The organism is Aquabacterium sp. UBA2148, assembly GCF_002328915.1.
In the GTDB taxonomy this organism is placed as follows: domain Bacteria; phylum Pseudomonadota; class Gammaproteobacteria; order Burkholderiales; family Burkholderiaceae_C; genus Aquabacterium; species Aquabacterium parvum.
The window spans coordinates 1-15,540 of sequence record NZ_DCXA01000142.1 but is presented as its reverse complement, the minus strand read 5'-3'; the positions used below and the strand labels follow the sequence as shown (position 1 = coordinate 15,540).

Genomic DNA, 15,540 nt, shown 5'->3' with positions numbered 1-15,540 from the left:
CGTGGCCGCCGAGCTGCAGGCCGCAGCCGGCCCCGAGTGGCTGGCCGCGCTCTGAACGGGCACGGCGCAAGCGCAAAGCCCAGGCATGACCCTTCTGGTCACCCGCCCTGAACCCCAGGCCTCGGCCTGGGCCGAAGCATTGCGGCAAGCGGGCGTGCCCGCACAAGCCCTGCCCCTGATCGCCATCACCGCGCCACCGCAGCCCGAGGCCGTCACCCGGCTTTGGCAGGAGCTGGGCGACCACCCCGACTCGGCCACCTCGGCAACCGAGCCCAGGCCACCCGGGCTGCACAGCCCTCGTGCCCTGATGTTCGTCAGCCCCGCTGCGGTCGAAGGCTTTTTCCGCCTGCGCCCCGAAGGCTGCACCTGGCCCCAGGGCACGCTCGCCACCGCACCGGGGCCAGGCACCGCTCAGGTGTTGCTGCAGGCCGGCGCCAGCGCTGGTCTGCGCGCATTTCACATCGTGTCGCCCTCCGCAGACGCCGAGCAATTCGACTCAGAGGCCCTGTGGCCCTTGCTGGCACCCATGAACTGGCAGGGCGCACGCGTGGTCATCGTCAGCGGCGGCGATGCATCGGGCGCTCAAGGCCGCACCTGGCTGACCGACCGCTGGCGAGACGCAGGCGCCCAGGTTGAAGCCGTGCAGGCCTACCTGCGCGGACCTGGCAACTGGACGCCCGAGCAGGCACGCCTGGCTCAGGACGCCTTGCGCGACGCCAACACCACCTGGCTGCTGAGCAGCTCCCAGGCCCTTGACTTCCTGCTCGATCACCACCTGCCGCAACTGGGGCCAACCCACTGGCAAGGCAGCCGAACCGCTGACCTGCGCCTGTTGTGCACCCACCCCCGCATTGCCGAGCACGCAGCCCGGCGCGGCATCCGCCACACCCAACGCTGCGCCCCCACGCTGGCCTCAGTGGTGCAGGCACGACGTTCAAACGGCTGATCACCGCCAGATTGCGGCCTGTTTGCGGCCGCCTCGACGCTGCGACACACCGCCGCCTGGGCGCGTCGATACAATGAAATCGTGAGCGACCCCTCCTCCCCCCTCCCCGCCAACCCGGCGCTGCCGCCGGTTGCCGACCTGCCGCCCCCCACCCACCACCAGCCGCACGACGGCGAACCAAGCGGCTGGGTGCGCTACGCCATCGTGATCCTGAGCGTGGCGGTGGCCGGTGTCGGCTGGCAGGCATGGCAAGCCAGCAAGCGCGTTCAAAGCCTGGAGAAGGAGTTGGTGCGCCGGCAGCAAGACAGCCAGGGCCAGGCCACCGAAGCACGCGTGCTGGCCAAGCAAGCCGAAGAGCTGTCTCGTGAGGCCGCCGCCCGGGCCACCCTGCTCGAAACCCGCCTGACCGAGATCGCGCTGCAACGCAGCCAGGTTGAAGACCTGATCAAGAACCTCAGCCTATCGCGCGACGAAAACCTCGTCTTCGACATCGAGTCCAGCCTGCGCGTGGCCACCCAGCAAGCTGCGCTGACCGGCAGCGCGGAGCCGCTCATCGTTGCCATGCAATCGGCCGACGAACGCCTGGCTCGCGCCAAGCAGCCACGCCTGGACAACATCCGCCGCGCGCTGGCCAAAGACCTCGACCGCGCCCGGGCCACCCGCGTCGCCGACATCAACACGCTGGCCATTCGCCTCGATGAGGCCGCACGCCTGGTCGACGAAGTGCCCCTGCTCAACCAGCCTGACACGGGCCCCGCCGGCCCCACCGCACCGCGAGCCAGCGCCTCCGCGAAAGACCGCAACGCGGCGCCTGGCAAAGCTGTGGCCAACGCCAACGCCGCCTCCACGCCCGAAGAAGAAACCGGCTGGCGAGCGGCCCTCCTGGGCTGGGGCAAGGGCGCCGCCGAAGCGGTGTGGACCGAAACCCGCGGCCTCGTGCGCCTGACCCGAATCTCCCAACCGGAGGCCATGCTGATCGCTCCCGACCAGGCCTTCTTCCTGCGCGAGAACATGAAGCTCAGGCTGCTCAACGCTCGCCTGGCCTTGATGAGCCGCCAGACCACCCAGGCCGCCGCTGACCTGCGCCAGATCGAGCGGCTGCTGCCTCGTTACTTTGACGCCCAGTCGCGCAAGACCCAGCTGCTGCAATCCATGGTGATCGACGCCATCGCGCAAAGCCAGTTGACCCAGGTTCCCCGTCCTGACGACACCCTGGCCGCGCTGGCCACCGTGGCCGCCTCGACCGGCGCCCGCTGACCGGAGAGACCCGCGTGCAAGGCATCGTCTGGATCCTGCTGCTGGCCGTGGCGGCTGTCGTTGGCGCCACCGCCCTGGGGGCCAACGACGGCCTCGTGACCCTGTTCTGGATGGGCTGGCGGGTCGACTTCTCGCTCAACCTGTTCCTGCTGGGCCTGTTCGTCTTCATCCTGGCGGTTTACTCCCTGATCCGCGGCCTCGATGGCCTGCTCAACCTGCCCGAGCGCGCCCGCCGCTGGCGCATCACCCAGCGCGACCGCCTGGCCCAGGCGGCCCTGCGTGAAGGCCTGGCCCTGTACATGGCTGGCCGCTACACGCGCGCCCACAAAGCCTGCCAGCGCGCCATCGCCATCCAGGCCGACACCCCCGAGCTCGCGCTGGACGCAGAGTTCACCGCCCTGGCCCACCTGCTGTCGGCCGGAAGCCTGCACCGCCTGCAAGACCGGGCCCACCGCGACGAGCACCTGCAGCGCGCCATCGAGCTGTCGCAACTGACCCGCAAACCACGCGCCACCGAAGAAGGCGCCCGCCTGCTGGCCGCCGAATGCGCCCTCGAAGACCGCGATGCAAGCCGTGCCCTGCGTGACCTGGCCGAGCTGCCACCGGGCGTGGCCCGCCGCACCCAGGCACTGCGCCTGAAGCTGCAGGCCAGCCGCCTGGCCCGCCAGCCGATGGAGGCGCTCAAAACGGCTCGCCTGCTGGCCAAGCACCAGGGCTTCACAGCCGGTGCGGCCGAGGGCCTGCTGCGCTCGCTGGCCAGCGAGGCCCTGGGAGCCGCCCGCGACGTCGACCAGTTGCGCGCCCTATGGAACACGCTCGACGCCAGCGACCGCCGCGATCCGCTGGTGGCCGCCCGTGCCGCCCGACGCATGGCCGACCTTGGCGCGCCCCAGGAAGCCCGCCAATGGATCGCGCCGCTGTGGGATCAGATCGGCCGGCTGACGGTGGAGCAATCGACCGCGCTCGCGAACGCGCTGCGCCATGCGCTGCTGGACCTCGAAGCCGATTGGCTGCCGCGCCTGGACGCCACCACGCAGGCCGCCCTGCGCAACCCGCACCTGGCCCTGACCTTGGGCATGGCCCTGGCCGAAAGGCAGCTGTGGGGCAAGGCGCGCGGCATGTTGCTGTCGGCGGCCAACGACCTGGACCTCGACGCCGACGGCCGTCGGCTGGCCTGGGCCAGACTGGGGCAGCTGGCAGAGCAAGAGCAACGCAGCGACGAAGCAGCCCGCTTCTTCCGTTTGGCGGCCTTGCTGGAAACGGCGCGCTGACCGACCCGTGTTCAAGGCAGTCGCAATCATGCGACGGCCGCGAGATTTGATGTCCACCCCGAAAACATGCTATAGTCTCGCTTCTCTCGGCGGCTGTAGCTCAGTTGGATAGAGTACTTGGCTACGAACCAAGGGGTCGTGGGTTCGAATCCTGCCAGCCGCACCAGAGAAACCAGTTCACATCCCGGTCCCTTTGTTGGGTTCGGTGCATTGAACAACAATGCGGCTGTAGCTCAGTTGGATAGAGTACTTGGCTACGAACCAAGGGGTCGTGGGTTCGAATCCTGCCAGCCGCACCAACATCCAAACCCACAGGTCAAACGGCCTGTGGGTTTTTTGTTGCCTGCTGTCTCGCCTGTTGTCAAACAGGACGCCTGGACAGGTAGCGCTTGAGCCACCACAACGCCAACAGCGTCACCACGGCCCACACGGCTGCCATCGCGTACGTGCTCGCATCCGGGTTGCGCCAGGCTTCTTTGAGTTGCTCCAGGAAGAAGGACAGCACCACGGTGCCTGGCAGCAGCCCGAAGAAGGTGCCCAGCACGTAGTCGCGCAAGCGCACCCGCAAGGCACCGGCGGCCAGGTTGACGACCATGAACGGCGCCACCGGCATGAAACGCACCAGCGCCATCGTGACAAAGCCGCGTTGCTTGAGGTGCGTGTCCAGCAAGCGCAGGCGCCCCCTCGCGAAGCGGTCCATGCCCTGCGCGCCCGTGAAGCGCCCGAAACCATAGGCCACCGTGGCGCCCGCCACCATGCCCAGCAGCGAATACGCCATGCCAGGCCAGGGTCCGAACACCAAGGTGCCCACGCTGATCAGGGCCAGCACGGGCACGGCCATCAGCACCATCAACACGTAACCACCGACCACGGCCACGGGCCCCAAGGGCTGCGCCAACAACCAGGCTCCGTGGCGGCTCAGCGCCTCAGGGGACATGTGCTGCTGCCATGCCGGGTCCTGCCAGGCCAGCATCAGCCCGACCAGCACCACGCCATAGGCACCCAGCAACAGCCAGCGCATCCACGGCAGGGGACGACTGGGTTCTTCGACACGCACTTGCAACTCCAGCAAGGGGCGGCCCGATCCGCCCCGACAACGTCAACCTTCGGGATGCCGGATCTTGAACCACTTGGTCGGCGACGTCAGCCGGGCTGGCCCTGTGTCGCGCCCTTGCCCCCTCCATTCCGGGGATCGTTCAACGCCAATCAGCTCGACGCGACATCCGTCTCGCAGCCCTCCCGGGCTTCCTGAGCCTCCTGGGCAGCCCCCAAGGTGGGCAACCACAAGGTCACCGTGGTGCCCACACCGCGCTCACTGCTCAGGCTCACCTGCCCGCCATGGAGCTCGACGATTTCCTTGACGATGGTCATGCCCAGCCCTGTGCCGGGGATCTTGCCCGAGGTGTCTGCCCGGAAGAACCGGTCGAACACCTTGCCCAGCTCCTCGGGCGTCATGCCCAAGCCCTGGTCGGTGATGCGGATGCCGCACTCCGGTTTGCCTGCGCGGTCGCGCCAGACCAGGTCCAGGGAGATCTCACCGCCGTCGGGCGAGTACTTGTAGGCGTTGGACAGCACGTTGGTGATGGCCAGCGACAGCTTCTCGCGATCCGCGTCGACCGCGATGGGCTCGGCCGGCAGGCTCACCGCCACCTTGCGGGCGTCGTTGTGCATGAGCAAGCCAGCCACCGTGGCCTCGATGATCGGTTGCAACTGCAGGCGCTCGCGCTTGAAGTCCTTGCCTCGACGCGACTCGATGCGCGCCAGGTCCAGCAGCTCGTTGACCAGGTTGATGAGCACCGAGGCCTGCCTGTGGATGGTCGAGAGCATGTCGTTTCGGCGCTCGTCCGTGAACTGCCGCTTGAGCAGCAACTCCGTGAACCCGAAGATGCTGACCATGGGGGTTCGCAACTCGTGAGCCGCCATGGCCAGGAACTCGCTCTTCATGCGATCGACTTCCTGCTCGTGCGTGATGTCCCGGAAGTACATCACCGTCTCGTTGTCTTGCTCGTCTTGGCGCACGCGCCGCAACAAGGTCCGCGTGCAGGGGGTGTGCAGGTGCAGCACCTCCCTGGTCGCGGAGGCAGCGGTGTCGCCTTCGCTGGCGGCCACGACACTGCCGTCGACATCGAGCACCTCCCGCGAGCGACAGCGCTCGAGCAATTGCTCCTCGAACACCGACAGCGATTGCCCCACCAGATCGGCGGCGAGCATGCCCGTCATGCGTTCGAAGGCCGGGTTGACGATGCTCACCTCGCCTCGTTTGTCGAGCACCACGAAACCGTCCGGGCTCAACTCGAAGACCGCGTTGAGCCGCTCCGTGCGCAAGTGCAGCACCTGTTCAGCCGCGATGCGGTCGGTGATGTCGGTGGCGACCCCGACGTAATGCGTCAACACCCCCTCCGAGCTGAGAACGGGCGAGATCGCCAGGTCGTTGTAGAACAGCTCGCCACTCTTGCGGTAGTTGCGCACGACCACCTGACAGGCTCGCCCCTCGCGAATGGCTTCCCGCATGACTTCGATGCCGGGTTGCTGCAGGTCGTCTCGCTGCAGCAATCGGCAGTTGTAGCCCAGCAGCTCGTGGGTCTCGTAACCCGTGATCTGCTCGAACGCGTGGTTGGCGTAAATCATCGGCTGGTTGGGCAAGGTCATCGAAACGATGACCACCCCATCGGCAGATGACGCGAGCGCGCGATCTCGCAACTCCAGCTCCTGCTCGGCCCACTTGGCGTCCGTGGTGTCGCGCACGATGAAGGTCTGGATGAGCTCGTCATCCACCATCGCGCGGCTGGCCGAGACGGCCACCGGGAAACTCACGCCCTCGTTGCGACGCCCGGTGCTCTCATGCCCGATGACGCGGTTGGAGAACCCGCAGGTGTTGAACCAGTCGTCCAGGCTGCCATCGCCCAGCGAGGGCAGCACCAATTGAATGGGCTGCCCGATCAGCGACTCGATGGGCTGCCCAAAGATGCTGGTGACCGCCTGGTTGCACCAGCGCACCAGGCCCTGGCTGTCGACCATGAGGATGGCGTCTGGCGCGGTGTCCATGACCGCCTGGTTGCGCGACTGCGTGCGCTGCAAGGCCATGCCCATGTCCCTCGCCATCTCTCGGGCTCGCAAGCGCGTCGAGATCAACATGAGGTAGCCGTGCACGGCGGCCAGCGTGAACAGCAGACCCAGGCCACAGGCGATCCAGATGCCCGCCTGGCGCCCCAGGACTTCGTGCCAGGGCGCACTGACGGTTTGGGCCCACACACGCAGCTTCAGGGCGCTGCCGGCCGCATTCACCTGCACGGGCGCAGACAAGTCAGCCGAGGGCACCGCAGCCGAACCTGCAGGACCGTCCAGCGTCACCTGCAGCGACACCTCGACATCCCCACGGATGCCTGGGGCACCGCGACCCTCGCCAAACAGCCAGTCGCGCCAGACCGGGATGATCACCCAGCCCCGAGCCGGAGATTCGAGTCGGGTGGCCATCAACCACCCCCCCACGGCATCGGGCCGCCCACCCAGGGCGCAAAACATGTGGCGGGCCTGATCAGGCGCTTGTTGCAGGCAGGCTGCGCCCGCGAAAGCGCTCGACTCGTCGAGGTCCAGCCTGCCGCCCACCATGTCGGCGTCCAGGTCTTCGCTGCGCACCACCGTCACACCGCCCACCGACCAGGTGCCATTGAGCACACCAGACAAGCGCACCTGTTCACGGGTCCAGTGAGCCACCTGATCGATCAGCGCTTGCTGCCGATCAAGCCGGGCTTGCACCGCCATCTGCTGCTGGTGAACCAGGGTCTGGAAAAAGCCTTGCTGCCTGTGCCGCTCGACCCACCACACCAGGCTGCCCGCCAGCCCGGTCATGAGCAGACCCACGAGCACGATCGCGATCAGGGCCTGGGACCTGGGGATGCGCCCCGTCCAGCGCTCAAGGCGATCCAGCGCCTTCAACAGCAAGGGCGGCAGGGGCTGATGACCTGGTTGGTCGGCCATGGCTTGCGCCTGGTGGTGCTTGGTTGGGTTGACTCAGGCAGCAGCACTCACCATGGCCTCGACCCGCTCGATCAACTCCAGTGGGCTGAAGGGCTTGACCAGGTAGGCGTCTGCACCTGCGGCTTCGCCTGCGGCGATGTCCGAGGCCTGCCCTCGAGCGGTGAGCATCACGACCTGAATCGACTGGAGCGAAGGATCCTGCTTGATGCGAGTGCAGACCTGGTAGCCGTCCAGCAGCCCGGGCATCATGACGTCCAGCAACATGATGGAGGGCTTGATGGCGCGGGCCATGTTCAGCCCGGTTTCGCCGTCGTTGGCCTCGTGGATTTCGAAGTCACCGAACTCCAGCGTCATGCGGATGAGTTTGCAGATGTCTGGCTGGTCTTCAACGATGAGGATGCGGTGGGCCATGAGGTGCTCCGTGAATGTGGGCGTCGTGTGGTGCTGTCCGGGTTCGGGGCGGCTGTTCCGGGTGTCAAGGTGCCTTCACTGCGGCGGGTGGCGTCGCTTCGCTGCCCTTGGCTCGCCGAGACATGCTGCGGTTCAAAAGCTCAGACATGTCGCGGGCGTAGCGATGCGCCTGCTCGACCGAGAGTTGGGCGTCCTGGGTGCTGGGCGCGCCGGCGGGCAACTCGAGCACGAAGTCCACCGAGTCGAACTCGTCCTCGATGCGCACGCAGCCACCGTGCTGCTCCAGGATGCGCTGGCTCAAAGCCAGGCCAATGCCCTGACGCGCCTCACCAGGTTTGGCCGAGTCACCGACGCCAAAGGGAACGAAGGCGCTGCGCCGTTCGTGCTGGGAGACAAACAGGCCCTGGTTGCGCGCCCGCACGATGACGCGGGTGCCCACGGCCTGGATGGACAGCTCGATCAGGTCACCCGACTGGGCACTGCGCACCGACTGCTCCAGGTACTCCGACATCGCCTTGCTCAACCAGTGAGCGCTGCCGTAGACGGCTGGCAACTCATCGCTCAGGCCATTGGCAGACAGCGTGATGTTGCGCCCCCTGGCCATCGGCATGACCTCGCCCACGGCGCGGCGCAGCAGGTCGGACAGCAGGATGCGCTCGTCGCGCTGGATGGCGCTCTCGCCAAACACCGACACCAGGTCACGCAACTTGCCCAGCTTCGTCGACAAGTTGCTGGCGTCTGCGACCAATGCGGCCAGCTCACCGGTTGCACCTTGCTGCTGCACGATCTGCGCGATCTTGGGCAGCTTCTGCGCCAGGGCCTCGATGGGATGGGCCATCTCCGCCTCGATGTAGCCGATGAGGTTCTCCAGCGCTTGCTAGTACCAACGCTCCTCGGAGACGTTGTTGAGCACCACCATCAGGTCGCTGCCGACCGGGGCACCGATCACCGCGGCACGGATGCTGTCGGGGTGGGCCTCTTGCGTGGTGAGCTCGAAATGAAAGGGCAGCTTGAGCATGCCCTGCCCGGCCGCCTTGACGGTGCGATCGGCCACCGGGTCCATCATGACCTGCCCCAACATCACCGGTGTCATCTGAACCGCCGCCTTGTTGGCGTAGCGCACCACGCCGTCGCGCTCCACCCAGACCACACCACTCTTGACCTGATCGAACAACAGTCTGAAGGCTTCATTCATGGTGGCGTCCTCGGATTTCTCAGGGTCAAGACACTCGTTGATGGAGCAACCAGCGCCCCACCCGCACCGCCACGCCCTCAGGCGAGACGGGCAATTGCATCAATTCAGCGCTGGCGGGCAAACCGCCCCGGCGCTTCAACTCAGCTTCGTCCAGGTGGCTCAGTGCCAGGATGCGCATGCCGGCGATCGACTCGCATCGCTCCAGCGTGCGCAACATCGCCAGGCCATCCATGCCGGGCAACTCCAGGCTGGTGATCAGCAGGTCGGGGGCCTTCTGGCCGATTTGCAGCAGAGCCAGGTAGCCGGTTTCGGCAAAGCGCAGCTCGATGCTCGGCAAAAACGGCGCCAGGGCCTGCTCGCAACGCACCTGCCAGATGGGGTTGTCCGCCACCAGCAGCACGTCCCTTGGTCGCAGAACCGGGCCATTTGCGAGCGCTGGGTGGCGCTCCGCCTCGCTCACTGCGGCCTCTGCGTGGGCGTGGTCGCGATCACGCGCCCTGGCCTCGACGCGCGAGGGGCGAGCCAGCGGCTCACCGCCCAGGCCCGTCGACAAAGCCAGGGCCTCGACCGCGTTGTGCGGGATGCGGCGGTGCCCGCCCGGTGTGCGCGCGGCCGGCAAGATGTCCGCCTCCACCCACAGCTGCACCGTCCGCAATGACACACCCAGGCGCTGAGCGGCCTCTCGGGTGGTGAGCATTCGGGAACCAGGGCCCAGGGGGATCACTTGTGACATCTTCGCGAACTCCAAAGCGCTTGCTTGATCTGGCCTTGTTTTCGGCAACGGTTTCATTTTTGCAAGTTGAATCGCGCTCAGGAACGCCCAAGAGCGCACAAACATGGGGCAGCCGTGAACAAATGACGCTCCCGCGCCCGCTCGCAGCTGCGCTGGCCCGATGCCCGAGGATTCGGCACAATCGCCGCCCATGAGCAAGGCTTTCACCAAGGAACCCGACAGCGAGGACGACGACGACCTCGCCCTGCCCCCGCTGCCTGCGGGCACGCGCAACTACATGACGCCGCAGGGCTACCAGCGCCTGCGCACCGAGCTGCTCAACCTGATCGACATCGAGCGTCCGAAGATCGTGGAAATCGTGCACTGGGCCGCTTCCAACGGCGATCGCTCGGAAAACGGCGACTACATCTATGGCAAGAAACGCCTGCGCGAGATCGACCGCCGCATCCGCTTTCTGACCAAGCGCCTGGACATCGCCGAGGTGGCCGATCCCAGCCAGCACCATGGGCGCGACCAGGTCTTCTTCGGCGCCACGGTCACCTACGAAAACCAGTCGGGCGTGGCGCGCACCATCACCATCAAAGGCATCGACGAGGCCGACGCGCTGCAAGGTGAAGTCAGCTGGGTCTCGCCGATCGCCCGGGCGCTGCTCAAGTCACGCGAAGGCGACGAGGTCACGCTGATGACGCCGGGCGGCATCGAGAAGATCGAAGTGATCGAGGTGCGCTACCCGAAGCCGCAGACGGCGCACTGAGGCGCAACGAGCCAGGCCGACGGCTCAGGCGCGGCCCACGTGGCTCAAGTTCAAACGCGATCCACCTTGAGCACCACCGGGCAACGCCTGAGGGTGCGCATCACATCGGTGAGGTGCTCGGTGTCTCGCACGGCCACGGTGAGCTTGAGTTCGGCCGTCTCGCCCAGGCGCTCATCACCCATCTCGATGTGGGTGATGTCGGTCTCGGCGCTGCTGATGGACGCGGCCACCTGCGCCAGCACACCCTTGCCGTTGGTGACCAGCACCTTGATGACGGTCTCGAACAGGCGCGTGGGCTCATCCGACCAACTCACGTCGATCCAGCGCTCGCTGTCGCGCTCGAACAGGCGCTTGCCCACACCGCAAACCTGGGTGTGCACAACCAAACCTTCGCCGCGCCCCAGGTAGCCGGCGATCGGGTCACCCGGCACCGGGCAACAACACGATGCCAGCTGGACCGTGGCCCCCTCGCTGCCGTCGATGACCACGGCCGCGTTGGTCGGGCCCTCATCCGAGAAACGACCCAGCGTCAGCGTCAGCGCATCCGGCCGCTCGCCCTGCTCGACCATGCTCTGGGCCAGGCGCTTGGCGACCATCGTGGCGATCTTGCGGCCCAGGCCGATGTCGGCCAGCAGCTCGTCGCGCGTGCGGTTGCCGCCCCAGCGCGTGAGCGACTGCCACAAGGCGCCGGCATCGCCTTCGCTTTCCTCGCTGCCAGCCGGCATGGACAGGCCTTCGGCTCGCAGCGCCTGGCCCAGCAGCTTCTCGCCCAGGGCCAGCGACTCTTCCGCCTCCATGTTCTTGAGGTAGCTGCGGATCTTGGAGCGGGCCCGGCCCGTGCGCACGAAATTGAGCCAACCCGGGTTCGGGCGAGCGCTTGGCGCGGTGACGATCTCGACCACGTCACCCGATCGCAATTCGGTGCGCAACGCCACCGCCTCGCCATTGACCTTGGCCGACACGCAGCGGTCGCCCACGCCCGAGTGGATGGCATAGGCGAAGTCCACCGGTGTCGCGCCCTTGGGCAAAGCCACGATGCGCGACTTGGGCGTGAGCACGTACACCGACTCGGGGAACAGGTCGATCTTGAGGTGCTCGAGGAACTCGGCCGAATCGCGCGTCTCGTGCTGGATGTCGATCAGCGACTGCAGCCACACGGCACCTTCCTGCGGCGAAGCGTCGGGCTCAGCCCCCTCGCTCTCCTTGTACATCCAGTGCGCGGCAATGCCCTTTTCTGCCACGGCGTGCATGGCTTGCGAGCGGATCTGGAACTCCACCGCCGTGCCCACCGGGTTGACCAGCGTGGTGTGCAGCGACTGGTAGCCATTGGCCTTGGGGATGGCGATGTAGTCCTTGAAGCGCCCCGGCAGCGGCTTGTAGAGCTGGTGCAGCACGCCCAACGCGCGGTAACAGTCCAGCAACTCGCGCGTGACGATGCGAAAGCCGAAGATGTCGCTGACCTGGGCGAAGCTCAAGCGCTTTTCAACCATCTTGTTGTAGATGGAGAAAATCGTCTTCTCACGACCGAACACCTCGACGTGCATCTCGGCATCGGTGAAAGCTCCGTCGACGTCCTTGCGGATGCGCTCGACCAGGTCACGGCGATTGCCGCGTGTTTTCTTGACCGCCTTGGCCAGCACCCCGTAACGCCATGGGTTGATGTACTGGAACGACAGCTCCTGCAGCTCGCGGTAAGTCTGGTTCAGGCCCAAGCGGTGCGCGATGGGCACGTAGATGTCGAGCGTTTCGCGCGCGATGCGCGCGCGTTTGGGCGCGGCCATGGCGTCCATGGTGCGCATGTTGTGCAGCCGATCCGACAGCTTGATGAGGATGACGCGCACGTCGCGCGCCATGGCCAGCAGCATCTTGCGAAACGACTCGGCCTGCGACTCTTCCTTGGTGGAAAAGTGCAGCTTGTCCAGCTTGGTCAGGCCGTCGACGATCTCGGCCGTGGGCGCCCCGAAGCGCTCGATCAGCTCGATCTTGGTGACGCCGCAGTCTTCCATGGCGTCGTGCATGAGCGCGGCCATGATGGCCTGGGCATCGAGCTTCCAGTCGGCGCACAGGCCAGCCACCGCGATCGGGTGGGTGATGTAGGGCTCACCGCTGGCGCGGAACTGGCCCAGGTGGGCCTCGTCGGCGAAGCGGTAGGCGTCACGCACCCGGCGGATGTCCGCCTCATCGAGGTAGTCGAGTTTGTGGGTGAGCGCGGCAAATGAAGCGGCTGCCGCATCGGTGACGGTGTTCATGCGCAAACTGTAGCGCGGATGCAAGGCCGCGGCGGCAGCAAGGCCCTCTTCGACCGCACCTTGAGCACACAAAACAAGCGAGTGAGGGCCCCGGTGCACAGCCGCTCCGCGCACGAGGCGCCGCCATCAATGTGCAAGCTTGAGCGTGAGCACCCCGGAGACGATCAACAGCACCCCGACGTAACGCATCAACGTGGCTGGATCACCGTAGCAATGCACCCCGACCAGGAAGGTGCCTGTCGCCCCGATGCCGGTCCAGACCGCGTAAGCCGTCCCCATGGGCAACTGACGTTGCACCATCCACAACAAGGCGCCACTGATCGCCATGAAGAGCACGGCGATCGCCACACCCAGGCAACGGGTGCCCGGCTCCTGCGCCATCTTCAGGCCCACGGGCCAGCCAATTTCAAACAACCCGGCAAGGGTCAGGTAAACCCAGCTCATGTCACTGCTCCAGTTCGGTCAAAGAGCCCAGGGGGCCAGCTGCCAAAGCGGGCGCGCCCCCGAGGCACTCACGTCGTCAGGTGACTTTCGACGTCCTTGAAAAAGTCATCCCAGTCGGCCTGAGCGATGTCGGCCAGCCCCAGGTAACGCAACAGAAAGATGCCCTCGGCGGCAAAAAAGGCCAGGCGCGCACGCCGCCCCTGCTCGCTCTGCAGATCGAAGCCCTCGAAGTGCCGCGCGTACCACTCGCGGGCAAAGCTCAGCTGCTCTTTGGACTGCATCAGCGCCGCCAGCAAGCCGGCCGAGCGGGCATTGAGGTCGTGCGAGATGGCGGTCAACCTCACGTGGTCCTTCGCGTCCTGAAACGGCGCAGGCGAATTCGGCAGGCGCCCAAGCGCCTCGTCGTAGCTCTCACCCCAGCGCTTGAGCATGGCGGTGACCAAGCCCTCCTTGGTGCCAAAGCAAGACTGGATGCCGCCCTTGGTGACACCCACTTCGCGCGACACCGACTCAAAGGTCAGGTGGCTGGCGCCTTGTTCGACGACGATGCGCTCGGCCGCGTCCAGGACAAGGGCCCGATCGATGGATTTGGGTCGGCTCATGTGATGCCGGTGCCAGCGGCACCATTTGATTCAATACGTATGGATTCTAATTGGCTTCTCGCAAGTGGTCAAGGTCGGCTCCTGGCCTGCGCTTGCGGGGCCCAGGCTGGCAGCGCCAGCGCGCCAAAAACAAAAGCCCGCACGAAGCGGGCTGATGGGGTGTGAAGCGGGCCTGGTCGCGTCTGGCGCGACAGGCCGCAGGCGCTCAAACGCTCAGGTCGGGACCTTGCGCAGCATCTCCAGGCCAACCTGGCCGGCGGCGATTTCGCGCAGGGCGGTCACGCTGGGCTTGTTACGCGACTCGATCTTGGGGGTGTGACCCTGGCTCAGCATGCGAGCGCGGTAGGTCGCGGCCAGCACCAGCTGGAAGCGGTTGGGGATCTTTTGCAGGCAGTCTTCGACGGTGATGCGGGCCATGTCAACTCCAGGAGGTGAACTCAGGTGGGGCCTGGTCAGACCAGGTGGAGAGCGCGGAACACGGCAGACTTGTTCCGACGCTGAGCAGCGTATTTTAACCGCTGCGAGTGAACAATCGCCTTCAAATCGAACAAAGCCGATTCAAACAGGGCGTTGACCACGATGAAATCGAAATGCTGGGCCTGTTCGACCTCGACGCGGGCATTGGCCATGCGCACCTCGATCACGTCGGCCGTGTCCTCGCCACGGCGATGCAGGCGCTGCAGCAGCTCTTCGTAGCTGGGCGGCAAGATGAACACCAGCACCGCGTACGGGAAGGTCTCCTTCATCTGCAGCGCGCCCTGCCAGTCGATCTCCAGCACCACGTCTTCGCCGCCCTTGATGCGCTCTTCGATGGCCTGGCGCGAGGTGCCGTAGTGGTTGCCATGGACCTCGGCGTGCTCGAAGAAGTCGCCCCGCTCGATCATGGACTGGAACTCGTCCTTGGAGACGAACCAGTATTCGCGCCCGTGCTGCTCCTGACCGCGCGGCTGGCGCGTGGTGTGCGAGACGCTGACTTGCAGACGGGAGTCGAGCTCGAGCAGCGCCTTGACGAGACTGGATTTGCCAGTGCCGCTGGGCGCAGACACCACGAAAAGGTTGCCGGGATAGTCCATGGAACGGGCCCAGGGACCATTGGCACCGGTGTTCAGCCGGTCACAACAGCCCCTGCGTAGGAGGTTGGGAGCCAGCCAAGTCTACCCGCAACCGCCCTCCCACGCCTTCCAGCGGGCCACCCAACTCAGGGCGCAGGCGGGAAAATGCCCGGCCACCCGCCCATCCAGTGCACACAAAGCACCACGCCCAGGGCGATGGCGGCCATCAGCACGTAGCCCTTCCAGGGCGAGCGCTTTTCGGCGTAGGGGTCAGAAAGAGCACGCTCGGCGCCATCGGGCAGCCTGGCCAGTTGGGTCAAGGCCGCACCAAACGGGATGTTGATGCGGGCGCGCGTGTTCACGGCCCAGCCGTTGGCATCGAGGATCGGCCCCAGGTTGCGGTTGCGCAGCTTGAAAAAGGCCATGGCCATGGACGGGCCCGAAATCAGCAGCATCAGGCCCAGGAGCGCCAGCGGCATCTGCCAGGCCTTGAGCCCCAGAAAGCCCGTGACCACGGCCGCCAAGGCCGTGCCGATGGCACCGATGGCCAGCCCCACCGCCGCGAAGATGCCCGCGAACTTGGCCGCATCCACCGGCGCGGGTGGCGCAGGCGGTGCTGCTGACGCGGCCGGAGCAGCCGCACCCGCC

At 66.4% G+C, this 15,540-nt stretch carries 15 protein-coding genes, 2 tRNA genes and 1 pseudogene; 6 read left to right on the top strand and 12 right to left on the bottom strand.

Annotated features, from left to right (window positions below; genetic code table 11):
* Window positions 1-85 precede the first annotated feature (85 nt).
* From B2W70_RS07740 to B2W70_RS07720, 5 genes are all read left to right on the top strand, one after another.
* Entirely contained in the window at window positions 86-946 is an 861-nt protein-coding gene (locus tag B2W70_RS07740) for a uroporphyrinogen-III synthase (protein ID WP_286744468.1), read from the top strand.
* A gap of 81 nt (window positions 947-1,027) precedes the next feature.
* A complete protein-coding gene (locus tag B2W70_RS07735) occupies window positions 1,028-2,203 on the top strand; it encodes a uroporphyrinogen-III C-methyltransferase (protein ID WP_286744466.1) in 1,176 nt (391 codons plus the stop codon).
* Window positions 2,204-2,217: 14 nt separating this feature from the next.
* On the top strand, window positions 2,218-3,474 hold the full coding sequence (locus B2W70_RS07730) for a heme biosynthesis HemY N-terminal domain-containing protein (RefSeq protein ID WP_058088060.1): 1,257 nt from the start codon (window positions 2,218-2,220) through the stop codon (window positions 3,472-3,474).
* 89 nt (window positions 3,475-3,563) lie between these two features.
* Window positions 3,564-3,640: transfer RNA gene (locus B2W70_RS07725), tRNA-Arg, on the top strand.
* A gap of 56 nt (window positions 3,641-3,696) precedes the next feature.
* A tRNA-Arg gene (locus B2W70_RS07720) sits at window positions 3,697-3,773 on the top strand.
* 62 nt (window positions 3,774-3,835) lie between these two features.
* Here B2W70_RS07720 and B2W70_RS07715 read toward each other — a convergent pair.
* From B2W70_RS07715 to B2W70_RS07690, 6 genes are all read right to left on the bottom strand, one after another.
* Window positions 3,836-4,531 carry a TVP38/TMEM64 family protein gene (locus B2W70_RS07715; RefSeq protein WP_286744463.1) on the bottom strand — a complete coding sequence of 232 codons (696 nt, stop codon included), beginning with the start codon at window positions 4,529-4,531 and terminating at the stop codon, window positions 3,836-3,838.
* 149 nt (window positions 4,532-4,680) lie between these two features.
* Window positions 4,681-7,452, bottom strand: a complete 2,772-nt coding sequence (locus tag B2W70_RS07710; RefSeq protein ID WP_286744461.1) for a PAS domain S-box protein — start codon at window positions 7,450-7,452, stop codon at window positions 4,681-4,683.
* A gap of 33 nt (window positions 7,453-7,485) precedes the next feature.
* Entirely contained in the window at window positions 7,486-7,863 is a 378-nt protein-coding gene (locus B2W70_RS07705) for a response regulator transcription factor (protein ID WP_058088063.1), read from the bottom strand.
* A gap of 64 nt (window positions 7,864-7,927) precedes the next feature.
* Window positions 7,928-8,701 carry a sensor histidine kinase gene (locus B2W70_RS07700; protein ID WP_286744459.1) on the bottom strand — a complete coding sequence of 258 codons (774 nt, stop codon included), beginning with the start codon at window positions 8,699-8,701 and terminating at the stop codon, window positions 7,928-7,930.
* Between the two features lie 39 nt (window positions 8,702-8,740).
* Window positions 8,741-9,058: a PAS domain-containing protein gene (locus tag B2W70_RS07695; RefSeq protein WP_286744457.1), complete on the bottom strand. Its 318-nt coding sequence runs from the start codon at window positions 9,056-9,058 to the stop codon at window positions 8,741-8,743.
* 25 nt (window positions 9,059-9,083) lie between these two features.
* A complete protein-coding gene (locus B2W70_RS07690) occupies window positions 9,084-9,791 on the bottom strand; it encodes a helix-turn-helix domain-containing protein (RefSeq protein ID WP_286744455.1) in 708 nt (235 codons plus the stop codon).
* A gap of 190 nt (window positions 9,792-9,981) precedes the next feature.
* On the opposite strand from B2W70_RS07690, the gene greB reads away from it, so the two are divergent.
* Window positions 9,982-10,545: a transcription elongation factor GreB gene (gene greB, locus B2W70_RS07685; RefSeq protein ID WP_058088205.1), complete on the top strand. Its 564-nt coding sequence runs from the start codon at window positions 9,982-9,984 to the stop codon at window positions 10,543-10,545.
* A gap of 50 nt (window positions 10,546-10,595) precedes the next feature.
* On the opposite strand, the gene B2W70_RS07680 is transcribed toward greB, so the two are convergent.
* The 6 genes and pseudogenes from B2W70_RS07680 to B2W70_RS07655 all read right to left on the bottom strand — a co-directional run.
* Window positions 10,596-12,794 carry a RelA/SpoT family protein gene (locus tag B2W70_RS07680; protein WP_083506097.1) on the bottom strand — a complete coding sequence of 733 codons (2,199 nt, stop codon included), beginning with the start codon at window positions 12,792-12,794 and terminating at the stop codon, window positions 10,596-10,598.
* A 126-nt stretch (window positions 12,795-12,920) separates the two neighbouring features.
* Complete coding sequence (locus tag B2W70_RS07675; protein ID WP_286744452.1) at window positions 12,921-13,238, bottom strand: DMT family transporter; 318 nt, start codon at window positions 13,236-13,238, stop codon at window positions 12,921-12,923.
* A 68-nt stretch (window positions 13,239-13,306) separates the two neighbouring features.
* On the bottom strand, window positions 13,307-13,840 hold the full coding sequence (locus tag B2W70_RS07670) for a TetR/AcrR family transcriptional regulator (protein ID WP_286744449.1): 534 nt from the start codon (window positions 13,838-13,840) through the stop codon (window positions 13,307-13,309).
* A gap of 213 nt (window positions 13,841-14,053) precedes the next feature.
* Window positions 14,054-14,257: a DNA-directed RNA polymerase subunit omega gene (rpoZ, locus tag B2W70_RS07665; RefSeq protein WP_058088068.1), complete on the bottom strand. Its 204-nt coding sequence runs from the start codon at window positions 14,255-14,257 to the stop codon at window positions 14,054-14,056.
* A 35-nt stretch (window positions 14,258-14,292) separates the two neighbouring features.
* Complete coding sequence (gmk, locus tag B2W70_RS07660; RefSeq protein ID WP_286744445.1) at window positions 14,293-14,913, bottom strand: guanylate kinase; 621 nt, start codon at window positions 14,911-14,913, stop codon at window positions 14,293-14,295.
* 125 nt (window positions 14,914-15,038) lie between these two features.
* Window positions 15,039-15,540, bottom strand: a pseudogene (locus tag B2W70_RS07655) (hypothetical protein); the annotation flags it as partial.

Coding starts and splice junctions, on each gene's coding strand:
- B2W70_RS07670 (WP_286744449.1), bottom strand. CDS start 13,840: ATGAGCCGACCCAAATCCATCGATCGGGCCCTTGTCCTGGACGCGGCC.
- greB (WP_058088205.1), top strand. CDS start 9,982: ATGAGCAAGGCTTTCACCAAGGAACCCGACAGCGAGGACGACGACGAC.
- B2W70_RS07690 (WP_286744455.1), bottom strand. CDS start 9,791: ATGTCACAAGTGATCCCCCTGGGCCCTGGTTCCCGAATGCTCACCACC.
- B2W70_RS07680 (WP_083506097.1), bottom strand. CDS start 12,794: ATGAACACCGTCACCGATGCGGCAGCCGCTTCATTTGCCGCGCTCACC.
- gmk (WP_286744445.1), bottom strand. CDS start 14,913: ATGGACTATCCCGGCAACCTTTTCGTGGTGTCTGCGCCCAGCGGCACT.
- B2W70_RS07705 (WP_058088063.1), bottom strand. CDS start 7,863: ATGGCCCACCGCATCCTCATCGTTGAAGACCAGCCAGACATCTGCAAA.
- B2W70_RS07740 (WP_286744468.1), top strand. CDS start 86: ATGACCCTTCTGGTCACCCGCCCTGAACCCCAGGCCTCGGCCTGGGCC.
- B2W70_RS07700 (WP_286744459.1), bottom strand. CDS start 8,701: ATGGCCCATCCCATCGAGGCCCTGGCGCAGAAGCTGCCCAAGATCGCG.
- B2W70_RS07710 (WP_286744461.1), bottom strand. CDS start 7,452: ATGGCCGACCAACCAGGTCATCAGCCCCTGCCGCCCTTGCTGTTGAAG.
- B2W70_RS07695 (WP_286744457.1), bottom strand. CDS start 9,058: ATGAATGAAGCCTTCAGACTGTTGTTCGATCAGGTCAAGAGTGGTGTG.
- B2W70_RS07675 (WP_286744452.1), bottom strand. CDS start 13,238: ATGAGCTGGGTTTACCTGACCCTTGCCGGGTTGTTTGAAATTGGCTGG.
- rpoZ (WP_058088068.1), bottom strand. CDS start 14,257: ATGGCCCGCATCACCGTCGAAGACTGCCTGCAAAAGATCCCCAACCGC.